Raw genomic sequence first — 24,438 nt, 5'->3', positions numbered from 1 at the left:
TTTATTTTTGAGAAAAGGTGGAAATAGAGAATTCTTTGTGCATGATATAATTTACATATCGTGAGGAATTTCACAATTTTTTAGATAATCATCGAGAGGGAGGAGACAAATGTTTAATAAGTACTACAAAAAGATGAAAAAACGGATAGTGCCTTTTATCCTGATCATGACGATGCTTATGCAGACAGGAATGGGGAATGTGGTTTGGGCCAGTGACGCTAAAGACGAGAAGACGCAGGGCCAGACAGAAAGCATGGCAGATCCGGCCGGGGAAGAGGCGCTGCCGGATCAGTCCGAAGCAGCAGGAAGCAGGGAGCCGGGAAAAGAGCCGGATCTGGAGCAGCCTTTTAAGGAGCCGGTTTTGACAGAGCAAGGGAAGGAGCCGGACGGGCAGCCCCGGGAAGAACTGCCGGCAGAGCCGGAAAGTAAGGAAGCACAGGAACAGGTCAGTGAATCCGGACAGAGCCAGGCCGAGGGAGGCAGCGCAGATCCAGAGCGGAGAGATCCGATCGACTGGACCCAGAGAAAAGATGTTTTTCAGCTTTCCCCGGATAAGATCGTATATCAGGACAATGACGGACAGTCGTTTACAGTGAAAAGTATAGAGAGCAGGCTGGACCTTTCGATGCTTACAGCAGATGCCATAAGCTCACAGCAGCTCTTTGTACGTTTTGCATTTGATCAGGCAGGAATGACGGAGCAATTGAAGGCGGGAGATACCTTTTCCTTCTATGTCCCAAGAGAGTATATGACGCTGACAGATACAGGTGAACCTTCGGCAGCTTCCGTGTGCAGCCGTCAGTCATATGAGGCAGAACCGTCAGAAATCAGGGATACCGAGAATTTCGGGACTTACACGGTCAGGGATAACGTGGTGACGTTTACAGTGACCGGGATCCCGGCATCCGGGAACCTGTTTGGTGTGGCAGTCCTTCCATTTCAGTGGAAGCAGGAAAAGCTCACATCAGAAGGAACAGACTGTGAGCTGACCTTTCAGGAGGGAGCAAAGACGCTGGTACAGCTCCCAAAGAAGGCAGAGGAAGATAAAGAGGAACAGACAAAAGCTGATCAGTCTAAGAACGAGCCTGAGAACGGGGATAAGGAGCAAAACGGGAATAAGAATCCAGATAAATCCGGGACCATCCAGTCGGAAGGATTAAAGAAAGAAGAATCCAAAAAAGAAGAATCCAAAAAAGAAGAAGCAAAGAAAGATGATACCGGGAAGGAGGAAACACTTGGCAGCGCGGATGCGAAAGGAAAGCAGGACAGCGGAGAAAAGGAATCAGCAGAGAAGGACGATAATATTTTCAAGCGTTTCTACCGCAGTATCGTCAGCTTCTTTACCAGCGAGGGGGAAAGTACAGAGCAGAATTACGCGGGAGGGCATTCCTTTGGCTATACATTTCATCAGGCAGATCTTCCAGAAGGCTTTTATCAGGTGAAGGTAACTGTGAAGAACAAGAACGGCGGCTACCAGACAGCAGATGATCTTAGGGTTGGTTTCAAGTTCGTAATGAGCCTGGATGAGGACTTTCTCTATTCAGTTTTGGAAAATGAGATCAGGAACCGTACGGATTATCCGGTACAGGGAAATATGTCAGACAGCGAATATGAGGAGAAAATGACTGCCTATCTGAATCAGCTTGAGGAGAATGGCGAGCTTACCGTACTGGAATACAGATATGATCTGGGCGGGGATTTCAGAGAGTACTCCAAAAGCGACCCCATAGATCTTGTAGACGCTGCCGGTACACACTGTGGAGAGGTCACAGTGAAGGAGGGGATCGTAATCTTTCATTTTGACGGCTCCTGCTATTACTATGATGATATTGCCGCTTCCATCAGTATGGAGGCGAAGTTAAATGACAATGCGGTGAGCGATGATCCCATCGACGTAGCATTCGGGGACCATGGGGAACTGATGCACCAGTCAGCAGGAAAGATCGACGATGAGACCGGAAACACAGAAGATCAGAATTATCAGATAGAAAAAGAAGCACCCATACGTGTTGCCAATTCGGAGATCACTTATACCGTAAAAGTGTCGGCACTGAACAAGGATAAGACACTGAATTCTCTTTTGGTAACAGATACACTGCCGGATGGAATGGAACTGAAAAAGGTCACCTATGGCGGAAAGGAACTGACTGCGCCGGACGGCTATACATATGATGCAGCCACCCGGACATTTACATACCGGTTCGAGGCTTTAAAGGCAGACAAGAGCAATGCTGTTACAGAGGCTGAGTTTACACTTACAGCAAAGCTTAATGATGACAAATATGGAAAGGTGATCCAGGCCGGCGGGATTGACGAGGATTTCAGGAATAAAGCAGAGCTAAGGGAAAAGGATAAGCCGGAGCCTCTGAAGGTTTCAGATGAAGTAACTACAAATATGAAGTTCACTTTCCTGAGCAAACAGGGGCAGGAAGAGCAGCTAAACGGAACAAGGTATTTGTGGACGATCACCGCAAACACACAGCTTCCTTATCTGGAGTACGGATATCTGCTGGATACACTCTGCTGGACAGACCATCAGTATGACTTTGACAGAGGGATCACGGTTCATACACAGAACAAAGATACTGTTTATAAGAGCGGAGACATCACGGCGGCAGCCGGCGGACCGGCATGGGAAGATCTGACTGCAGAAGGACTGAAAGAATTTATTAAGGACAAGGGAATTACAGGTCCGTTTTACTATCTTTATGATACGAAAGATCAGAATCCGTTTTATGTAAGTGAAGCGGATACACCCGATGAACCAGAGTTTAAGCAGATGGCTGTTCTGGTGCTTCCTTTTGATTCATCAGACGGATGGACCGGAAGGGAGAAGCAGCAGGCACTAAAGGTGAAATATTTTACCGGCTTAAACCTGCATGGCCTTAGTGTGGATGAGTATCTGCTGAGGGTTCAGGCAGATGAGAACCTGAATCCTGAGATTACAAACAGGGCCGCATTGCTTTGGCATAATAAAGGCGGTGTGGGACCCGGACCAGCTCTCCCGGAAAACATCACATGGGATAAGACGGGAACCTCCAATGTAAAAGCCATGACTAAGAAAGCGGTGTCTTATAATGAGAAGACCCAGGAGCTTAGGTGGCGGCTGGATGTCAACCGGTATGGTGCCAGTCTGAAAAATGTAATGATAGAAGATGAGCTGCTTAATGAGTATGATCTGAATGCAGACAGTGATCTTACGATCAATATAAGAAAATATAACCAGACGACGCTGACGGAGGAGAGCGGTTCTCCTGCTGTACTGAAAAAGGTGAAAAGTGAAAGTGATCTGTTTCCCGGAACCTATATGATCTCGGAAAATGCAGGCAGAAAAACAGTCAAGATTTCACTCGGCGATCTGGTGTCCTGGGAAAATGGGATGGCCACACATTATTATTGTGTCCTTGACTTTCAGCTGAAATTGAAAGATCCCCAATATCTGGCTGAGCAGACAGATGGAAAGGAAATTAAGAATGGGGCCAGGATCCAGGCGGTATTAAATGAGAAACCATTTGAGGATACTGCACAGGGAACGATTCAGATCCCCAACCGATTGATCGATAAGACAGCTGTGGGAAGCTACAACTATAAGACGCATAAGCTGAAATGGCAGATCAAGATAAACCCAAACAGGCTGCCCATCAAAGATGCTAAGATCACAGATACGCTGCCTGTTGGCATACAGTGGTCAGAGCTCACAGATATCAAGAAGGATGGTCAGTCTTTGGCGAAAGATCAGTGGGCAGCAGTGATCAGTGGTCCTCAGACAGCTTTGCCAAGTACGGTCTTGGGAGAGAAGACCACCATTCAGTTTAAGAATCCAATCGAAGAGACTTACACATTTACCTTTGAAAGCGATGTGACTGATGAGTGGATAAAAGACAACCTGATCGGTGAGGATGGTAAGGCCAGGGATGGAAGTGTTATAAATACGGTACAGCTGGACGGGGAAATTTATGGACAGAGTATCTCGAATGCAATGGATACGGCAGAGCATAAAGTCGGTCATATGAATGTCGGAAAATCCGGTGTATATCATAAGGATGAGGGGACGATCACATGGACAGTCCTGATGAACGTGGACAAGGCTGATATCAGCGGAATGCATCTGGTGGAGGATATGACCGCAAATTCTCAGACACCCGGAAGGCCTGATATTCATGAATTAGACATGGATTCTATTAAAGTAGAAAAGGTCAGCCTTGATGATGCCGGGAATGTGGCGGAAGATCCTCAGGCCCAGACGGTGCCAGATCCGGATCTGCGTACGATAGCTCCGGGGGCACAAAAAGGAGATCTGCCGGATGTAAGAGGATTTGCATTTTATATCCCGGAGGGAGCAGCAGATCACAGCACCTATCGTATTACATTTACGACGGAGCTGCTGGCAGGCGCACCGACAGGGAAGCTCATCGAGAACAAGGTGTACCTGAAAAATAAGAACGACGGGGTATATGACGAAAGCGACACCAGTGACGGTGGTTATGGCGGAGATTTTGACGCGGATCATATGGTGACTAAGAGCACACGTCCGAAAATAACAATGACAAAGGCGAGCAGTAACAGTGTGGATCTGAATGTTCCGGATGCAAAGCTTTTACTGCAGGACGCAGACTTTCAGCTGACAGCATATACATTTGATGCGGATACTGTCGGGAAGTCGATCAAGCTGAAAGCAGAGACAGGCAGATATAACAAAATCAGGACGACCAAAGAGGACGGCGATGCGCTGTTCTTAAATATCAAAGCAAAGTCAAGTACTGACGAGCCATTGATCTATAAATTGGAGGAAACGAAAGCACCTTCCGGTTACAAAGTGACAGAACCAGTATATATCATATACTCAGAAGGGACCATAGACTATTCTGGTTTTACAAAGATTCAGGAAACGGCAGGGAAGGAAGAAGAATTAAGCCTGGATTCTAATTATTTTGTGCGTAAAGCCGCGTCAAGCGACTCGAAAGAGACAACAGCGGCACTGACATTGAAGGATAAGCCGCTGGACAGCAGCTTTACTTTCGGAAAGAAGACGGCCGACGGTATCACCTATGACAATACGGGGAAAGCAGCCTATACCTATGGAGGGATTCCTGCAGCAGGCAGCGTTGTGTTTAAGATCACTCCGGCTGGGAATCTAGAGGATAAGGTGAAAACGCAGTATGTAGCCAATGATGCCTCAGGGAACTTTACGATTCAGAATCTGGATCCAGGGAACTATAAACTGACAGAGGCAGCATCTCCTGAGAATTTCTCCATCGAAGCAGAATACCAGCTGACAGTGACGATCAATGATTCAGGAGACTATGAGTATGAGATCAAAGGGAATCCAAATCATAATACAGAGCTGGGGACAGAAAGTAGATCAGGAAAACAGGAGATCAGAAATGGTTATTTGCTGGGCAGCTTTTCCTTCAGGAAACAGATCCAATATGAAGACAGCCCAAAAGAAGGAACGAATCCGAACTCGAATGCAGAAGATCTGAGCGGTGTCGCATTCCAGCTGAAAAGTACCAAAATAGCAGGGAAAGAAAATGACACTTTCGTTAAGACTGTGACATCAGGCGCAGGCGGGAAAGTTGAGTTTACAGATGTTCCGGTCGGAGAATATACTTTAACAGAGGGGACTTTAAATAACGGGAACTTTGAAGCAAAAGTAACGGGATATATAAAGAGGGATGCCGTGAAGGTGATCGTAAAGGAGACAGAGGACAAAGAAACGATTCTGGGAACCGACAATGAGACCACATATTACGGAAAAAAAGCAGTGGCCGAGTACCAGAAGATGGATTTTGCAGCGGATATACCGGATTTTATCCAGAATGATGTATATTCGAATACTGCTGTTGAGGGAACGATTTCTTTTACAAAGCTGACAGATGCAAAAGCAGTGGGACTTGACGCATTTAATTCCAGCACCTCAGTCTTACCAGGGGCCCAATTCGGATTATACCGTAAGATCGGGACCAAGACTGCGGAGGCACCTACATATACAGCTGTTTCCGGGAATGATGGGGCGGTTCGATTTGAAAATGTAGAGTATGGTGATTATGTATTAAAAGAAACGGATACTCCGAGCGGTTATAAAACGATCGAACCGATCGAAATCAAACGTACGGATTTGAACGTGAGTTCAGATAACAAAAGCTTCTCTTACACTGTGACGGGCGCGGATGCACAGCAGGGCGAAGTTAAGAACAGCCTGAATGCTTATTCCGTCAAATTCAGTAAAAAAGATCAGGACGGGAATCCGCTGGCAGGAAAAGAATTTTTCATTTACCGCCGTAATAGTCAGGCGATCCAAACGGATGGTGCAGGCTTAGAAGTGGATGCAGGTACAGCGGATAAGTATTATCAATATCAGCCGTTGACAAAAACATCTCAGACAGATGCGATAACAACACCTGCAACAGATGAAAATGGAATTTTGAAGTTAGAGAAATTACCTTATGGTGACTATCTGCTTGTGGAAAACACGTTAGGAGGGAATCTTCAGGATAATTATGGGAAACCAGCGATCCACATCTCCATCACAGACGACGCTTCAGAAGCGGTTTCAGTGAATATGACACAGAATTTTGACGGTGAATTACAGAAAGACCATTATGATGGCTTTACGCCGATCATGGCAGGGCGTTGGACACAGGTAAAGGCAGAGACAGACGGAAGCTATCCTATCGTTAATAATCTTCAGCATTTTTTCATCCAGGTTCAAAAAGTGGCAGGTAATGAAAATACCGCCGGAAAATTGGAAGCAGAAGAGAACGAGCAGGGGATGAAAAAAGCGTTGGAAGGTGCCAGATTTGAGATTTATGAAGGCAGTGAGGTGAAAGGGACACCATATCTCACTTTAGAGACGAACAGCAAAGGGCAATTTGAGGCGGATGCAGAAGGGGCATACCAGGATGCACGTGACCCGGGGGTCTCTAAGCATCTCTGGGTAGGACAGGACTATACCATCAGGGAAACAGCCGCACCGGATGGGTTTGATATCGTTTCTGGCACAGGCCTGGCAGCAGCCGTCAAGGGAACAAAGGCCAGTCAGGGAGATACCTTCTATGTATGGAGAGAGAAAAATTCTACGGATGCAGATCTGGTAGTCGCAGACAAAGAGGAGCGAAACAAGGACAAGCTGTTTGTAAATGCTTACAGCCGCGGTAATATCACACTGACCAAAGTGGATGCAAAGGATGAGAGTATCACGATAGAGGGTGCCGAATTCCTGCTGAAAGAGACAGAAGGGAAGAATCAGGGGAAAGCCGCTGCTATTTTGAAAGATTCCGGAGATGGAAGATATACGCTGGCACCAGTACCTGACACTATATCTGACCGTATAGAAGTAAAAGAGATGAAAGGCGGTATAGAGGCCAATTATCTTTATAATGCGGGGACAGAAGAAAAACCGGATTATCGGATACTGACTGGGAAGTATGATATTGAAGAAACAACAGTACCGGAAGGCTATGAGAAAGCACAGAAGATCTGCGAGGGTGATACGGATTCAATAGAGGTTGGAGTATCAAAAAGCCGTGATGTCAGGATCACACTAAAGGAAACTCCAGTGAGCCTTGAGATCAGGAAAAGGGCTGCGGATACGAAGGTGGATCTAAACGGAGCCAAGTTTACAGTAAGAGGAAAGTTTAAGGACGATAAGAATCAGACAGACGCAGTAAAAACGCTGGAACAGGCAAATCTTGAGAGGGCATTCCTGGCAGGGGAGACCTATACGCTTCATGAGGAAAGTGCTCCCGCCGGATTCCTAGCAGGCGCAGATGTTCAGATCCGGTTTAACGAAAAGGGAGAGGTTCAGATCATATCTCCGCCAGAAAATTGTCCGGCCAGGTTAGATCCTGACGACAATGAGAAGCAGACGCTGATCTATGAGGATGAACCGCTTGAGATCAAGCTTCGTAAAGTAGATGAATCCGATCATCCATTAGAAGGGGCTGTCTTCGAATTAGAGGGAACGTTTGTCAGGGATGGAGTGCTTGAGACAGCTCCCGGAAAACTGACCGTGACCAGCACAGGGGAAGACATTTCATTTACAGAATCGTTGAATAAGATGCTGAACACAACAGGAATGAATCTTGCTCAGGGACAGATCTACACATTGACAGAGACAAAAGCTCCTCAGGGGTATATCCGGGAGAAATCTTCTGTCCGGTTTATCGTGAATCAGGATGGTACGATATCAGAAGCAGACCAGAGCGCATGGGAGGCTACCGGCTACCGTATCGTAAAGGAAAAGGATCAGGCAGTTGTAGTTCAATTAAAGGATGAGCCAATCGTATTCTCCTTAAAGAAGACAGCAGAATCCGGGGAAGCACAGGAAGGGGTAGAGTTTACCATAACCCCCAAGAACGGAAGCTCTTTTATGGATGCAGATAAAAACGTTTTAACGCTTACCACGGGTGCGGATGGAACTGCGAAGCTTTCCAACCAGTTAAAGCATGGAAATAGGTATACCATACATGAAGAAAAAGCGTTGGCAGGATATTGTTATGCAGAGGATTTCGAGATTGCTGTGGACGAAGATGGTGTTGTAAAAGTGGGAGATACCGTGGTGACGGCTGACCAGCCATATCCGGTCGTGGATCAGGCATTGACAATCCGGATCGTCAAGAAGGATGATGCAGGTCAGAAGATTCAGGGAATTGGGTTCACATTGACGAAAGACATGAGCAGTTTAGGGCAGTCATGGAGCCTGAGATCAAACGCAGACGGTGTGTTAGAGGTAATAGATAGTAAAGGCAGTAAAACAGCGGAGCTGGCAAGTGTTTTAGAGGCAGGTCAGAGCTATCTGCTGACCGAAAAGACAGAACATGCATCCCCATATGTGGCGCTCAAAGCACCAGTGAAGATCCATTTAAGCCGGGACGGCAGAATTGTGAAGGAGAGATTAGATACAGAAAATACAGAGCTTGCAGGCCGGCTGACATTAGATGAGACCGGACAGACACTGGAGATTAGAAATGACAGGACCAGCCTAAGCATCAAAAAGGTAGATGTAAGCGGTCAGTTACTGCCGGGCGCAGAGCTTGGCATCTACAGTGATGACCAGGGAGAGGCCGGAAAGCTTGTTGAGTTAAACAAAGTGAAACTAAAATGGATCAGTGAAGCAGACAAGACATATACACTGCGCGGTCTTCCGACAGGTATTTACTGGATAAAAGAAACAAAAACACCGACAGGATATGTGACAGCAGAACCAATTCAGTTTGAGTTAAAGAGTGATGACACGATCCAGATCATGAATAATCAGGGAACCGTAAACAAAAATACCATCACTATGACAGATGATGCGGTTGTGGGAGCATTTACACTGGTGAAGAATCAGGCCGGAACCAATAGTGCAGTGAAGGATGCGGTATTTGCCCTGTATCAGCAGACAGGAGAAGCTGTGTCGCAGGCAGATGTGCTTCTGGCAGAAGGAATCACAACTGGAGCGGACGGAACATGGAGTTCGAAGGATTCAATGATCCGGCGAAAGGACGATGCGACCAGGATGCTGAAAGACGGCCTTGGTTATGGCAGATATTATCTGAAAGAAATGAGTACACCGGACGAATATCAGCTGGATACAGCACCGATTCCATTTACCATCGAAGGGAAAGCAGACGGTGATGTGATAAGCCAGCCGGATATCAAGACCGTCAAGGCAGAAAATGAGGTCTATCTCAGAGAACTCAAGGTTCAGAAGCAGGATCAGGAAGATCAAAGAGCACTCTCAGGCGCAGTATTCAGCCTGACACGGATCAAAGACGGAAAGGGTAATGAAGTGAACGAACCTGCCTGGGAGGCAGCCACTGACACGGAAGGAACCGCAGCGTTTACGATTACGAGGAAGGGCACTTATCGTCTTGCCGAGATCAAAGCTCCGAACGGATATGTGGATGCATCCGGCGAGAAGCCAGTATATGTGAAGGAATTTACGGTAGATGATCAGACCGAAGCGTCAGTCATGTTAGAGGCAGATACAACGAAGAATGTTGTCGCCAACGAACGCAAGACGGGAACACTGACACTGACTAAGCAGGACGGACTGGATGAAGAAAAGCTGGACGATGTAGGTTTTACACTTTTTAGGAAGGATGAAGAAAACAATTTCCAGAAAGAAGGAGAATTCTTCACCGGAAAGAATTACAGCAGGACAGCCAGTGAGGAGTGGAACGAACAGCCGGGTGAAACAGGTGAGCTTAACATCAGCGGACTGTTATGGGGAGAATACTATATCGAAGAAACCTCCCCGCTTAATGGTTACGTGACCAATGATACGAAGTATGAATTTACCATCGGAAGATATGAGTCCGAGATCGTGCTGCGTGTGGATCAGGGTGTGATCACAAATACACAGACTAAGATCCGGTTCTCAAAGGTGGGAATTTATAACGAAAGCTGTTCTGATCCGGTCATCGGCGCACCGTCGCCGGATGCGGCCCAAATCATGGAAGGTGTGACATTTACAGCCTATACAGACCCGGAAGCCTTAGAAGACTCCAAAGTGGCAGAGGCAGTCAGTGATACAAACGGCGAGGTAATATTTAAGAAGTTACCGGTCGGAACCTATTATATCAGAGAGACTCTACTTCCGAAGGAGGCTGTCGAAGCACATTACAAGCTGGACGAAAAGATCTATATGGCAATACTCGATAAAAACGGCCAGTTTGCCGGATTAAAGCTGTCGGACGGATCAGAGGCGGCGAATAATACAGTGGTCAATGATGTGGAGCGTACGGATATCGTAATCGAAAAGGTAGATGAAAAGAATCCGGACCGGAAACTGCCGGGATCAACATACGGTCTGTTTAAACGGGTTTCTGATGTGAAAGGTATGTTAGGAGCGGCAAGAGCCGAAGGAATACAGGACGAAGAAACACAGACAGAAGAGTCCGGTAAGGAGGAATGGATACAGATCGCACAGGCTGTGACAGACGAGAAGGGAATCCTGAGATTTACCGGAGTCCTGATGGATACCGAATATCAGGTCCGTGAGCTGATCGCGCCGGATGGCTCTTATGTATCCGGTAAACCATTGACGATCCGGTTTAAAATGGAGAACGGGGATGCGGTGATCCAGTCATATGATGATGGAGAAGGTACGACCATGGTAGATCCTAAGACCGGGAAGATCGTCTGGAGGGAGCCTCAGGTAGAGGTAGAATTCTCCAAGAAGGATGAGCAGGGCAGCCTGCTTGAAGGCGCCAGCCTTGAAGTGCAGGACAGGGAAGGAAATGTCATCGAATCCTGGACCTCCCGGGCAGACCAGCCATATACTTCTTACGGGAAACTCGTAAGCGGAGAGATTTACCGTTTGATTGAGACTGAGGCACCAAAAGGATACGAGATCGCTAAGCCGGTGGAATTCACCATCCCGGCGGAAGCTGTGGGACCGAATGAGAACAAGGTGATCCAGGTTGAGATGATCGATAAGAAGATACCTAAGAAAGAGGAACCAGACAGGAAGCCAGGTGCGGATGAGAAGAAAGACAAACAGGATACTCCGGTAAAGAAGCTTGTCAATAAAGTTAAGACAGGAGATTATGCAAATATCTGGGGATACATCCTCATGCTGCTGATGGCAGCAGTGGTGATCACAGCAGCGGCGGTTTATAAGAAGAAACGGAAATAAAGAGTGAAAAAGGGACGTAAGCAATGATGATGGCTTATGTCCCTTTTTGGCTATAAATGCTAAAAGATAGGGCACTTTTTTCTTATTTATGGCATAATGCTCGCAGTTGGTGAGGTATTTTCGAGCCTACGAAGACATATACCTGAATCCTTAGCGAGGTATTTTACGAGCTTAGTATTTATGGTACAATATACCTAACATGATCTTCGTGCTAAGACACGGAAAAACAAGCGCATATCAAGGAGGAATGAGAATGGATGCAAGACTGGAACCACTATTTACCCCATGGAAGATCGGAAATTGTGAGATCAAGAACCGGATCGTGCTAACTTCTATGGGAGGAACAAACCTGTTAGGATGGATGGAGAAGCACCATTTTGACGAGAAGGGCGCCCGATTTATCATGGAGGTGGCTAAGAACAATGCCGGATTGGTGCTGCCGGGGTGCCAGCCGGTCTACAACCCTATGTTCGGACAGTGGCTGTATAAGAACAAGAAGATGTATGAGGATTTAAAGGCCTGGCTTCCTAAGTTCCACAAGACAGGCGCAAAGCTGTTTGTCCAGCTGACCGCAGGATTCGGACGATCCTTTACGATCAGCACGATGATGGAGACTCTTTACACAAACAAGCTCCTGCGCGTGGTTTCCAAGCCGTTCATGGATCTGGACAAGATCACGGCAACGGCAAGTCCGTCGCCGAACCGCTGGTCCGACAAGGTTCCCTCCCGGGAGCTGACTGTGGAGGAGATCCAGGAGTATGTAGCCGCATTTGCGAAGTGTGCAAGGCTTCTTAAGGATGCAGGTGTAGACGGCGTGGAGATCCATGCCGTGCATGAGGGGTATCTGCTGGATCAGTTTACTCTGAAATACGTGAACCACCGCACAGACCAGTATGGAGGCTCTTTTGAAAACAGGTACCGCTTCCCGGTGGAGATCGTGCAGGCGATCAAGAAAGAATGCGGAAAAGACTTCCCGGTATCTTTAAGATACAGCGTCCGTTCCATGACCAAAGGGTTCCGGGAAGGAGCGCTGCCGGGAGAAGATTTTACGGAAGCAGGAAGAGATATGAAGGAGTCTGAGAAGGCGGCAAAATATCTCCAGGATGCAGGCTATGACATGCTCAACTGCGACAATGGTACATATGACGCATGGTACTGGGCGCATCCGCCGATCTATATGCCGGAGAATTGTAACTTAGAGGATGTGGAGCATATTCGGAAGTTCGTGGATATCCCGGTTGTCTGCGCAGGACGGATGGATCCGCGTGTGGCTGCCGATTCAATTGCGGCGGGGAAGCTTGATGGTGCAGGATTCGCCCGTCAGTTCCTTGCGGATCAGGAATGGGTCACGAAGATGCTGGAGGGAAAAGAGGAGGATATCAGACCCTGTATCCTCTGCCATAACGGCTGTTTCAATATGTGTCATTATAAGGGCGTGCCGAATGACCAGGATCTTTCGGACAGCCTGCACCTTTCACGGTGTGCGGTAAATGCGGAGACGATGCAGTGGGACAAGCACTACATTCAGAAGACCTCCTCACCGAAAAAGGTACATATCATCGGGGGCGGCATCGGCGGCATGGAGGCGGCCAGAGTCTTAAAGCTTCGGGGACATGAGCCGGTCATCCATGAAAAGAGCGGTGTTTTAGGCGGTACCTTTATTCCGGCGAGTGCGGAGTCTTATAAGGATAAACTAAGAGACCTGCTTGCATGGTATGTTCGTCAGATGGACCTGCTTGACATCGAGATCCATCTGCATGATGATATTCATGATACAGGTCAGTTCGGACATGAGCCGGTGATCGTTGCAACCGGTGCAGCGCCGCGGCTTTTGAAAGGCGTGCCTGGACATGAGCTGATGATCGAGGCGTGTGATTATCTAAACGGCGCCAAGGTCGGTGAGACTGTGGCTGTGATCGGCGGCGGGCTGACCGGAAGCGAGATCGCATACGAGCTGGCATTAAAAGGGAAGAAACCGGTTATTATAGAGATGAAGGACGACCTGATTTCCCAGAAAGGGGTCTGCCTGTCTAACAGTTCTTATCTACGTGAGTGGTTTGCACTCCATGAGATTCCGGTTTATCTGGAAACTACATTGAAGGAGGTAAAAGAGGGGGCCATCATCTGCCAGACGAAGGATGGAAAAGAGATGGAAATACCATGCGATTCTGTCATTAGTTCCGCAGGATATATTTCCACTCCATTGGTGGATCAAAGAAAGAATACTTATCTGGTGGGAGACTGCAAAAAGGTGGGCAACCTAAGGACTGTGGTCTGGAGCGCATATGAGGCGGCAATGAAAATCTAAAGGGAGGCCAAAGAGTATGGGAGAGGTTAAAATGAAACTGTCGGATGAGCAGAACGCGATCCGAAATGGCAGTAAAGGCGAGGTTATGTCGAAGGTGATGGAGACGGTCATCCGTTATGGGGAATTATTCGGCGCAGAGTCTTTGGTGCCGATTACCAGTGAGTATAATCATCTGGTCACCTCCTTTGGATTAAAAGCACTGGGTCCGGTGTATGACCTGATGGAACAGCTGATCGATGCCGGGTGCGGCTCAATTCAGAAATTTACCGCAGACCCGCGGCCTCTGGATAAGAATGTGCCGAGTTCTTTTTTACAGAATTTTGTGTTTGATCATTTTATGTACACCAGGCAGGAGTTTTATGAAGACCAGCTAAAAAAGTTAGGACTGCTTGAAAAGGATGCATTTACGTGCACCTGCTATATGGACGAGGTGGGGAATACTCCCAAACAGGGGGATGTTCTTTCCTGGTCAGAGTCATCCGCTGTTGTCTATGCGAACTCTGTGCTGGGGGCAAGATGTAACCGGAATTCGGGAATCATTGATCTGATGGGTTCTGTCGTGGGATATGTACCATATTTCGGACTACTCACCGATGAGGGACGAAAGGCATCGTGGATCGTGGAAATCAAAACTACGAAGAAGCCGGAGGCACAGCTGCTGGGTTCCGCCATCGGAATGAAGGTCATGGAGGATGTACCATATATTGTGGGCTTAGATAAGTGGCTTGGGACTCTTGACGAGGATGCACGCACATATTTGAAGGATTTCGGGGCAGCCACAGCTTCAAACGGTGCGGTAGGATTGTATCACGTGGAAGGAATCACACCGGAGGCGGTGCAGCAAAAGAGAGGCCTTTTGAAAGAGAATCCGAAGGTCTATGTGATCGACGATGAGGAGCTTAAGCGTGTCTATGACAGCTATCCGGTGATCTGGAAAAAGAAAGATGCCAGGCCGAAGCTGTGTTTTATGGGCTGTCCGCATATGAGCCTGAATCAATTGATCAGCTGGACCGAAAAGGTAGAGCAGGCTTTGAAAAAAACAGGAAATGAGAAGGTAACGATCCCTACAGTATTTACTGCCGCTCCGGCTGTGCTGAAAAGGTTTGGGGAGACGCCCTACGCGTCAAGGCTTAAGAAGAGCGGTGTGATCGTCTCTTATATCTGTCCTTTAATGTATATGAATAATCCGTTAAGTACGAGCATGCCGGTTATCACATCCAGTAATAAGCTGCGGACATATACAAGTGCCAGATATTATACAGATGATGAGATTCTGGAACAGATAACAAGGTAAGTAAGGGGGGAGGATACGATGAAAGAATTTCAAGGAAGAGTTGTTACTCCGGGGAATGTGACAGCGCAGGCGCTGGTTTCCCATGGAGGCTTGAATACGCTGGCTTCGTTTCAAAAGGCACTGCAGTTCGGGGATAAGAAGGCAACCTGCGGGGATCAGAATAACCCGGATCTGTATGGAAAGCAGATGGCAGGGAAGGCCTTGTGCCTGCCCAGAACAATTGGTTCTACGACAGGGGGGCTGGTGCTGTACTGTGCTTGTTCCATGAAACGGCAGCCCGCATGCATGCTGTTTTCTGAACCGATCGATTCCCTGGCCGGGGCCGGTGCAATCTTAGCGGATGTGTGGCTGGAAGGTGTGAAGATGCCGGTGGTGGATTCTTTAGGGGAAGAATTCCTTCAATATGTGAAGGATGGAATGAAGGTTACTGTGAAAGAGGGAGGGATTGTGGAGGTAGAATGTTTGGTTATGAAGTGATAAAGTCATTGAATGATCTGGAAATGCTGGTGTACGATTACATCATGAAACATAAGCAGACGGTTGTCTATATGACCGTGCGTGAATTAGCCGATGCAGTCCATGTGTCTGCATCTACAGTGATGCGTTTCTGTAAGAAGGCCGGCTTTGATGGATATTCAGAGTTCAAAGTAAGGTTCAAGATGTATGTGGAAGAAGAGGCCAGACATCAGAATGTGGAAGACCTTCAGGAGCTGCAGGAATATTTTGATAAGGCAGGGACTACGTCCTTTCAAAACGCGGTATATGAGGCGGCTGACATTGTCAGGGCAGCGAAGCAGGTGATCTTTATAGGACTTGGAACATCCGGGATCCTGGGAAAGTATGGCGCCAGGTATTTCTCGAATCTTGGGAAATTCAGCCAGTATATTGAGGATCCATACTTTCCTGTACTGGGAGGAGTGGACGATCTGGTTGTGATCGCACTGTCTGTATCCGGGGAAACAGAACAGGTCATAGAGATGGTAAACCGGTTTAAGCAGAATCAATGTAAGATCATCAGTATCACAAACAGAAATTCTTCGACACTCGCGAAGATATCGGATTTTAATCTTTCCTATTACGTGATGGAAGCGGATATTGGAAACCATGTAAATATGACTACGCAGGTTCCTGTGATTTATCTGATAGAAGCAATTGGAAGACGGCTGTAATGGCGCGTGTGAACTGTAACATTTGTTCGAACAGGGGAAGATAAAAAAATGTAGTTTTCTTGATAAAATGGCTAAAATCTGATACACTAAAATTAGCTAAAGGAGGTGTTCATATGATTACTGCAACGGCAACTGCAACAGAAATGCAAAACAATTTTGGCAGATACCTGAATCTTGTGATGTCCGGTCAGGAGGTCATTGTGACAAAAAATGGCCGGGAGGTAGGGCGTTTTATTCCGAAAGATGCGACGGTGTCTTACTTGACGGATTCATTAACAGGTATTTTGAAAAACAGCTATGATCTGGATGAAGCGAAAGCGGAAAGGCTGAAGGAAAAGTATGAAGCTATTGATTGATGCAAATATACTGTTGGATGTTCTTCAAAACCGTGAACCGTTTGTACAGGCTTCTTCGGTTATCTGGAAATTGTGTGAGACAGAAAAAGCGAAAGGTTATGTTTCTGCATTGACATTTGCTAATTTGGTCTACATCATGAGGAAGGAACTTGATCCAGAGAAGATAGAGGAAACTTTACATGCGTTGTCTTTAATCTTTGAATTTGCGGATTTTAATGCTTCTGATCTTTTACGTGCCGCAGAATTAAACTGGGATGATTTTGAAGATGCGGTGCAGAGCGTAACTGCAGAGCGGATACATGCGGATTATATTATTACAAGAAATGTGAGAGATTTTATCAGGAGCAAAGTGGTTGCATTTACTCCGTCTGAGCTGATCGAAAGGATATGAACCAACAGATTCACAGTAAAGAGAAGAGAGAATATAACAGACTACTCCATGCGGGGCAGTGTGAGTCATTTGGACCACACTGCCCTGTATCATTTATGACAATAGAAAGTTCGCGCAGGCATGATTTCTATTGTTTTACATAAAAGCCGGGAATATAGGTAAGATATAGATTAGTTTTCCAGACACACCCTGTACCAGAAATGGAACAAATTCTTTCTATCTCGTACATGTTACAGGATCGGATATTTTGTAGATATGGAAAAATAAAAATGCTACAATGCCCTCAGAAAAAAAACTTGAACGAAAAAGGAGAGAGATGAGATGGCTATTGACTATCGCAAAACAGCGGGTGAATTAGTAAAAGAGCTTGGCGGAAATGAAAACATTACCAATGTTACGCACTGTGCGACAAGACTGCGATTCATTTTAAAAGACGAGTCGGTCGTGGATAAGGATAAGGTCGCAAAGATTGCAGGTGTCATCACGACAGTACAGGCCGGGGGCCAGTTCCAGGTGGTGATCGGAAATCACGTGAAGGATGCATATGGATTTGTGACACAGCTGGTGACCATCGATGAAGATGCAAAAGATAAGGGCGGACAAAAAGCCGGGGTATTCAGCAGGATCGTAGATGTGATCTCGGCTATTTTCGCCCCATTCCTTTATACCCTGGCAGCCTGCGGTATCCTGCAGGGAATCCTGGGTATCCTGGTGGCAGTGAACGCCATCGACACGACAGGAGGAACTTATCAGATCCTGAATTTTATTTCCTGGACGGCGTTCACATTCCTTCCGGTATTGATCGCTGTGACTGCATCGAAGAAATTCGGCATGAATACATTTATCGCAGTGGTCATTGCATGTGCACTGGTCTCACCGGATTATATCGCCATGGTCAATGCAGGGGATTCGATCCGGTTTCTGGGGCTTCCGGTACAGCTCTTAAGCTACACATCCTCGGTTATACCGATCATTTTAGCGGTCTGGGCAGCATCTTATGTGGAGCGGTTTTTTGAGAAACGTCTGCCCCTGGTTGTAAGAAACCTGTTCACACCGATGTTCACGATCGCCATCATGGTTCCACTTACGCTGCTGGCATTCGGCCCCATTGGAAATACGATCGGCGGCGCGATCGGAGGAATCTACAATACACTTTACGATCTCAGCCCGATCGTGGCCGGAATTGTGGTCGGTGGTCTCTGGGAGGTGCTGGTGATCTTCGGCGTACACTGGGGGATCACACCGGTTACCGTTGGAAACTATGCAGCCCTCGGATATGATACCTTTACCGGCTTACAGGCAGCAGCCGTATTTTCACAGGCCGGAGCGGCACTGGGGGTATTCTTAAAAACAAAGGATAAGGAAATGAAAGGTGTGTCAGCATCCGCGGCACTGACCGGACTGTTTGGAATCACAGAGCCGGCGATCTACGGTGTAAACTTGAGGCTGAAAAAGCCGATGATCTGCGGCTGTATTGCAGGTGCGGCAGGCGGAGCCATCGGCGGCGCGTTCCATGCGGTATCCTGGGGCTATAATATGCCTGGGATCGCCACACTTCCGGCATATTTTAAGGCAGGGCATATGACACAGTTCATCGGACTTTTAATTTCTATTGTAGTGGCATTTGTGTTAGGAGCTGTATTGACATATATCGTCGGATTCAAAGAAGAGGAAGCAGACTCTGTGACAGAGAAGAATCCGGCAGAAACGGCAGAATCTGTGATTGTGGAAGATCAGGCAGAACCTGTCATGGCGGAGCATCCGGCAGAGAGAAAAGCGGGTGAAGTCTTTGAATTTGTTTCTCCGGTTACAGGAATCGTGATCCCGGTAAAAAATGTCAGGGACGAAGCCTTTGCATCCGAAGCCATGGGAAAGGGCGTCGGGATCCAGGCAGAAGAGGGAAAAGTATATGCACCCTTTGACGGAACAGCAGAAGCTGTTTTCCCTACCGGACATGCCGTGGGGCTGACCGATGCAGACGGGAATGAATTCCTGATCCATATTGGGATTGACACAGTGAAATTAAACGGACAGGGTTTTACGGTCTATGTGAAGCAGGGGGATGCCGTGAAAAAGGGAGATCTGCTTGTGGAATTTGACAAAGACGAAATTGAAAAAGCCGGATATGACAGCACGGTCATTTACATTCTGACGGACGCTGACAAAAAGATTGAAATCGCAGAAGGCAGGCATGAGGCACTGTCTGACACTGTGATCAGAGCAATGTAGGAGGGAAACTTATGCGTACATTACCAGACGATTTTATGTGGGGCGGTGCTGTTGCCGCCCACCAGGTCGAGGGCGGATGGAACAAAGGCAAAAAAGGCGTGAGCATCGCGGACGTACTGACTGCAGGGGCACATGGAGTGGACCGTAAAATAACGGACGGCGTTCTGGACGGATACTATTATCCGAATCATGAGGCATCCGATTTTTACGGACATTACAAAGAGGATATCAAGCTGCTGGCAGAGATGGGGTTCAAGTGTTTCCGCACCTCCATCGCATGGACCAGGATCTTCCCGAATGGAGATGAGGAATTGCCCAATGAAGAGGGGTTAAAGTTCTATGACGATCTGTTTGATGAGCTGTTAAAATACCAGATCCAGCCGGTTGTGACACTGTCTCACTTCGAGATGCCATACCATCTGGTAAAAGAGTACGGCGGATGGAAGAACCGTAAGGTAATCGATTTTTTTGTGAACTATTCTCTTACGGTTATGAAGCGGTATCAGAAGAAAGTAAAATACTGGATGACATTTAATGAGATCAATAACCAGAAGAACTATAAATATCCGTTATTCGGCTACACCTGTTCCGGGGTGATCTTCAATCAGGAGCCGAACCCGGAGGAGTGCATGTATCAGGTCGTACACCACGAATTAGTCGCAAGCGCACTGGTGGTGAAGGAGGGACATAAGATCGATCCTGATTTTAAGATCGGCTGTATGATGGCATGTGTGCCGCTGTATCCCTATTCCTGTAACCCGGACGACATGATGTTTTCCGTGGAAGCGATGCACGATCGATTTCTTTTCGGGGATGTCCATGTAAGAGGCAGATATCCTTCTTATGTGTGGCCGGAGTGGGAGCGAAAGGGGATCCATGTGGAAATGGAGCCGGAGGATGAAAGGATACTCCGGGAAGGAACCGTAGATTATGTTGGTCTCAGCTATTATATGACAAATGCTGTAAAGGCAGATGCCGCGGCAGAGGGCAATGGAGTCGATGGTTTTCCGGGAAGCGTGCCCAACCCTTATGTAAAAGCAAGCGACTGGGGCTGGCAGATCGATCCGGTGGGACTTCGTTATGCACTGAACCTGTTATATGAGCGTTATCAGATTCCACTGTTCATCGTAGAAAATGGCTTTGGTGCGATCGATCAAGTAGAAGAGGATGGAAGCATCCGTGACGATTACCGCATCGAATATTTAAAAGCCCACATCGAAGAAATGAAGAAAGCAGTCATTGAAGATGGTGTGGACTTGATGGGGTATACTCCATGGGGATGCATCGACTGCGTGTCCTTTACCACCGGAGAGATGAAGAAACGATATGGCTTCATCTATGTGGACCGGGATAACGAAGGAAAGGGAAGCCTAAAGAGGCTGCGGAAAAAATCGTTTTATTGGTATAAAAAAGTGATCGAGACGAATGGAGAAGAACTGGAATAAAAAGCAGAAGTGAAGGGGCCGGTGTACTAATTTACGTTAGTGCGCCGGCCCTGATTTTGCTGCAGCCGGGGAGTCGTTTATTTAATTATTTACGATATGTCACATTTGTTGATTTCAATCAAACAGCCATATATAATACAGTCAAAATAAGGATCAGGAAAGGATGGTGTATATAAATGAAGCAGACGGTCAGGAGGGATGAACATGCGTAAATGGATTTCGGTATTCTCACTTATGCTGCTGCTGATCACATGTCTTACCGGATGCTCAGAGCTGGGCAGCGGGCTGATCAGGGAACTGGAAGATCACGAAGACGGGATAAAAAGTGAGCTGGAAGAATTGAAAGAAGGTTTCAGGGAGGAACTCAATGACTGGGCCGGATCAATCAGCAGATATTCGATCACAAAAGATCAGGATCTGGCAGGAAAACGGGAACTTGGCGCAGATGATTACGTTGGAAATTATGAAGCTGAGTATCATCAGTTTCATGGAACGGAATATCTTTTCGGCGGTACTTCTGTAGATCGTGAGCAGGGAAATGCCTTGAAAGTAACGTACTCACTTACGATCCGATCCGGTAAGGCAGCGTTATACTGGCTGGGCAGTCCAAAAGAGCATATTATTTCCGGGGATAAAGAGATACATACAATTGCAGAAGTAAATGGGAGTGATGTCTACGAGTTTACGATGTCCCCGGGAGATAATTTTATAGTTATAGAAGGCGATAACTTTACAGGAAGTCTGTCATTGAAAGTGGGGGAATGATATGAAAATTTTATTTTTACTGTTATTTTTCTTTTTGATATTTATATTGATCCTTACCTTTTTGCTGAGTCATAAAATCACTTTGGGAATCATCGCTGCGATCATTATTCTCAGCATGATAAAAAAGCGGCAGAAAAACTCGGATTAGCATAAGAGCGGACCGTGGGTGTCCGCCTTATCTGTCTTTGGAGAATAAATATCAGCATTGATCGGCTTCTTTTTTATGCAACTGCACAAATGAGGTACAGGAATCCGCATGATTTTTTAACTGTATGCACATGGAACTTTACTTTTAGAATTTATATAATAAATAATGAATATCAAAATGAAGAAAAATGGTTCCATGATTAGAATAATGGAAAATGAGGGAGAAAAAGTATGCAGTTAACAAAAGAGATGAGAGATCGATTGACGAAAAAAAGATGGAGTGTTCTGATTGCAAGCTGTCTGATCAATCTTTGCATTGGTTCGCTCTATGCATGGAGTGTTTTTTCAACACCTATGGCAGAATATTTAACACAGATCGGGGCAAAGGCGGTAACAGCAGGTGATCTGGCTATTGTTTTTACCGTAGCCAATTCAGTTGGACCTGTGACACTGATTTCCGGTGGATTTTTTAATGATAAATTTGGACCTAAGTGGGTTATTTTTGCCGGCGGGATCTTATTTGGATCAGGTATGTTCCTGTCAGGCCTGGCCTCTGGCAGGGGAATGCTCCTGGTGGGATATGGACTTGGCTGCGGACTTGGAATGGGACTTGTCTATGGATGTACGATCAGCAATTCTGTAAAGTTTTTTCCCGATAAAAGAGGTCTGATCGGTGGAATTGCAACAGCATCCTACGGGATCAGTTCGGTGTTGATCCCTCCGATTGCAAATGTATTCATTGAAAAAATGGGGGTAACAAATACCTTTCAGATTTTTGGCGTCGCATTTTTACTGATCGTGTGTATTGGGGCATTCTTTATCGTGCAGTGCCCGGAAGGCTTTATGCCGGCCGGTTTTGAGCCTGTACAGGCAGAGTATACAGCTGCAGTTGAGACAAGGGATAAAAACTGGAAACAGATGCTTGCAGATCCTATCTTTTATGTAATGATCATTATGATGACAAGCGGGGCTGTTTTCGGCATGATGACCATCTCACAGGCATCGCCGATCGCTCAGAATATGATTGGAATGCCGGTTGCCTCTGCGACGATCGCTGTATCTGTCCTTGCATTGTTCAACGCGGCAGGGCGGGTAATGGCAGGATTTGTATCGGACATTATCGGGAGAATTAACACACTTACCGTAATGCTGGTTCTTGCAGCGTTTGGATTACTTTTACTTCTCTTTTCAGGGGAAGGAGACGTTCTGAAATTCTATATCGGCATTTCCATTATCGGACTTTGCTTTGGCTCTTTCATGGGGGTATATCCAGGATTCACGGCGGACCAGTTTGGTGCAAAAAATAACAGTGTGAACTATGGGATCATGTTCATCGGATTTGCGGCAGCAGGTTATATCGGGCCGACACTGGTAAGCAAAGTGTATGCAGCAGATCTAAGCTACCACAGGGCGTTCCTGATCGCACTGGGACTGGTAGTGGCCGGCCTGGTATTGTCAGGAGTGTACCGGAGATTGAACCGGCATGACAGATGAGAAAGTTGTGCCGGTGAAAAAAACGGATCAGTTTTTTTACTCTGGAACGGAACAGATCATAATGGAAAATAAAAAAGCAACCGGGTTTTGCACTGTCAATTCCCGGTTACTTTTTATTCATGACAATAGAAAGTTCGCGTAAGCGTGCTTTCTATTGTTTGAGCTTTAGGAGGAGGCACGGTCAGGTGCCCCCTTAGATCATGTGGAGGAAGTTGAAAGCTATGATCATGATTGATCAAGCACTCCATCCATAAATTCAATGATCCCGGCCTCTACCTCATTCTTTATGGCAGCATAGTTATGTATTTCATGACGATAACCGGAATACACTTTTGTTGTAACCTGATGCCCGGTCTCACACAGCCAGTTTGAGACTTCATAGATTCCCTTTCCATATTCTCCGACCGGATCCTGGTCCCCGCCGATATTGTAGATCGGAAGTGCTTTCGGTACTTTTTCGGCCCACTGCGTGCCTTTGATCGCCTCCATCATCTGTGTGAAATCATACAGAGAGCGGTTGCTGGCTGGCCTGGTGAAAGCATCGAAGGGATCCTCTGCATGGTCACGCTGTACATATGGATCTGCGCAGATCCATTCATTTCCGATCGTAACTTCTCCACAGCGTTCACACATCCAGCCCATCAATGCACCGGTAAATTCAGGATTAGATTCCAAACCGTGCCCTTCCTCACAGATCTTCTTTAAAAGCTCTGCCGTCTCTTTTGCCCCGCGGAAGGTGCCCGTAGTTCCGCAGATCGTGATCCCGGCAAGCTCCTCCCCATATTTAGCAGCGTAGTCCCTGGTAATAAAAGACCCCATACTGTGTCCGAACAGAAAATATGGAAGCCCTGGATATTTCCCGCATACCAGTTCTTTCAAAGTATGTTCGTCCTCCATCATTGTGTGGAATCCGGTATCGCCCCAGTCACCCCATGCATCATTCACCATGGCGGTTTTGCCGTGCCCCACATGGTCATCGGCGGCAACGATATAACCGGCCTCCATGAAACTGACGATCATGTGCAGATACCTTCTGGAATGCTCACCAAAGCCGTGGATGATCTGGACGATTCCCTTTGGTTTGGAAGCGGGAACATAGATCCAGCCCTGGACTTCATCTCGTTTGTTGTAGGATGGGAAACTAACCTCATGTAACATAATAGCACCTCCGTTTTTTAGGATAAGATTTATATTACTTTCATTGTAGGGGGTAG

General features: G+C 46.8%; 12 protein-coding genes. 11 read left to right on the top strand and 1 reads right to left on the bottom strand.

Going from position 1 to position 24,438, the window contains the following annotated elements:
* The first annotated feature begins 133 nt into the window (after nucleotides 1–133).
* The 11 genes from AC4OGX_RS06705 to AC4OGX_RS06655 all read left to right on the top strand — a co-directional run bounded on the left by AC4OGX_RS06705 (nucleotide 134) and on the right by AC4OGX_RS06655 (nucleotide 23,224).
* The gene (locus AC4OGX_RS06705) at nucleotides 134–11,626 is read left to right on the top strand and encodes a SpaA isopeptide-forming pilin-related protein (protein ID WP_493329310.1); all 11,493 of its coding nucleotides are present in this window, start codon (nucleotides 134–136) and stop codon (nucleotides 11,624–11,626) included.
* 253 nt (nucleotides 11,627–11,879) lie between these two features.
* Nucleotides 11,880–13,934, top strand: coding sequence for an oxidoreductase (locus AC4OGX_RS06700; protein ID WP_493329308.1), 2,055 nt, complete (start codon nucleotides 11,880–11,882; stop codon nucleotides 13,932–13,934).
* Nucleotides 13,935–13,950: 16 nt separating this feature from the next.
* Entirely contained in the window at nucleotides 13,951–15,228 is a 1,278-nt protein-coding gene (locus AC4OGX_RS06695) for an aconitase X (RefSeq protein ID WP_493329307.1), read from the top strand.
* Between the two features lie 18 nt (nucleotides 15,229–15,246).
* Nucleotides 15,247–15,705, top strand: coding sequence for an aconitase X swivel domain-containing protein (locus AC4OGX_RS06690; protein WP_493329306.1), 459 nt, complete (start codon nucleotides 15,247–15,249; stop codon nucleotides 15,703–15,705).
* Nucleotides 15,687–16,397: a MurR/RpiR family transcriptional regulator gene (locus tag AC4OGX_RS06685; protein ID WP_493329305.1), complete on the top strand. Its 711-nt coding sequence runs from the start codon at nucleotides 15,687–15,689 to the stop codon at nucleotides 16,395–16,397. The genes AC4OGX_RS06690 and AC4OGX_RS06685 overlap by 19 nt, the downstream gene beginning before the upstream one ends.
* A gap of 113 nt (nucleotides 16,398–16,510) precedes the next feature.
* The gene (locus AC4OGX_RS06680) at nucleotides 16,511–16,753 is read left to right on the top strand and encodes a type II toxin-antitoxin system Phd/YefM family antitoxin (protein WP_493329304.1); all 243 of its coding nucleotides are present in this window, start codon (nucleotides 16,511–16,513) and stop codon (nucleotides 16,751–16,753) included.
* Nucleotides 16,737–17,144 carry a type II toxin-antitoxin system VapC family toxin gene (locus AC4OGX_RS06675; protein ID WP_493329303.1) on the top strand — a complete coding sequence of 136 codons (408 nt, stop codon included), beginning with the start codon at nucleotides 16,737–16,739 and terminating at the stop codon, nucleotides 17,142–17,144. Before AC4OGX_RS06680 ends, AC4OGX_RS06675 begins: the two co-directional genes overlap by 17 nt.
* Nucleotides 17,145–17,465: 321 nt before the next feature.
* Nucleotides 17,466–19,373: a beta-glucoside-specific PTS transporter subunit IIABC gene (locus tag AC4OGX_RS06670; RefSeq protein WP_493329302.1), complete on the top strand. Its 1,908-nt coding sequence runs from the start codon at nucleotides 17,466–17,468 to the stop codon at nucleotides 19,371–19,373.
* 11 nt (nucleotides 19,374–19,384) lie between these two features.
* A complete protein-coding gene (locus tag AC4OGX_RS06665; RefSeq protein ID WP_493329301.1) occupies nucleotides 19,385–20,818 on the top strand; it encodes a 6-phospho-beta-glucosidase in 1,434 nt (477 codons plus the stop codon).
* A gap of 204 nt (nucleotides 20,819–21,022) precedes the next feature.
* Entirely contained in the window at nucleotides 21,023–21,583 is a 561-nt protein-coding gene (locus tag AC4OGX_RS06660) for a hypothetical protein (RefSeq protein ID WP_493329299.1), read from the top strand.
* Nucleotides 21,584–21,961: 378 nt separating this feature from the next.
* Entirely contained in the window at nucleotides 21,962–23,224 is a 1,263-nt protein-coding gene (locus tag AC4OGX_RS06655; protein ID WP_493329298.1) for an L-lactate MFS transporter, read from the top strand.
* A 225-nt stretch (nucleotides 23,225–23,449) separates the two neighbouring features.
* Here AC4OGX_RS06655 and AC4OGX_RS06650 read toward each other — a convergent pair whose 3' ends face one another.
* Nucleotides 23,450–24,382 (bottom strand): alpha/beta fold hydrolase, encoded by a 933-nt coding sequence (locus AC4OGX_RS06650; RefSeq protein ID WP_493329296.1) that lies wholly within the window; start codon nucleotides 24,380–24,382, stop codon nucleotides 23,450–23,452.
* Between the last annotated feature and the right edge of the window lie 56 nt (nucleotides 24,383–24,438).

Source organism: Faecalicatena sp., from assembly GCF_058819085.1.
Note: the sequence above shows the minus strand (reverse complement) of the source record. Positions and strands in the feature narration are given on the sequence as shown.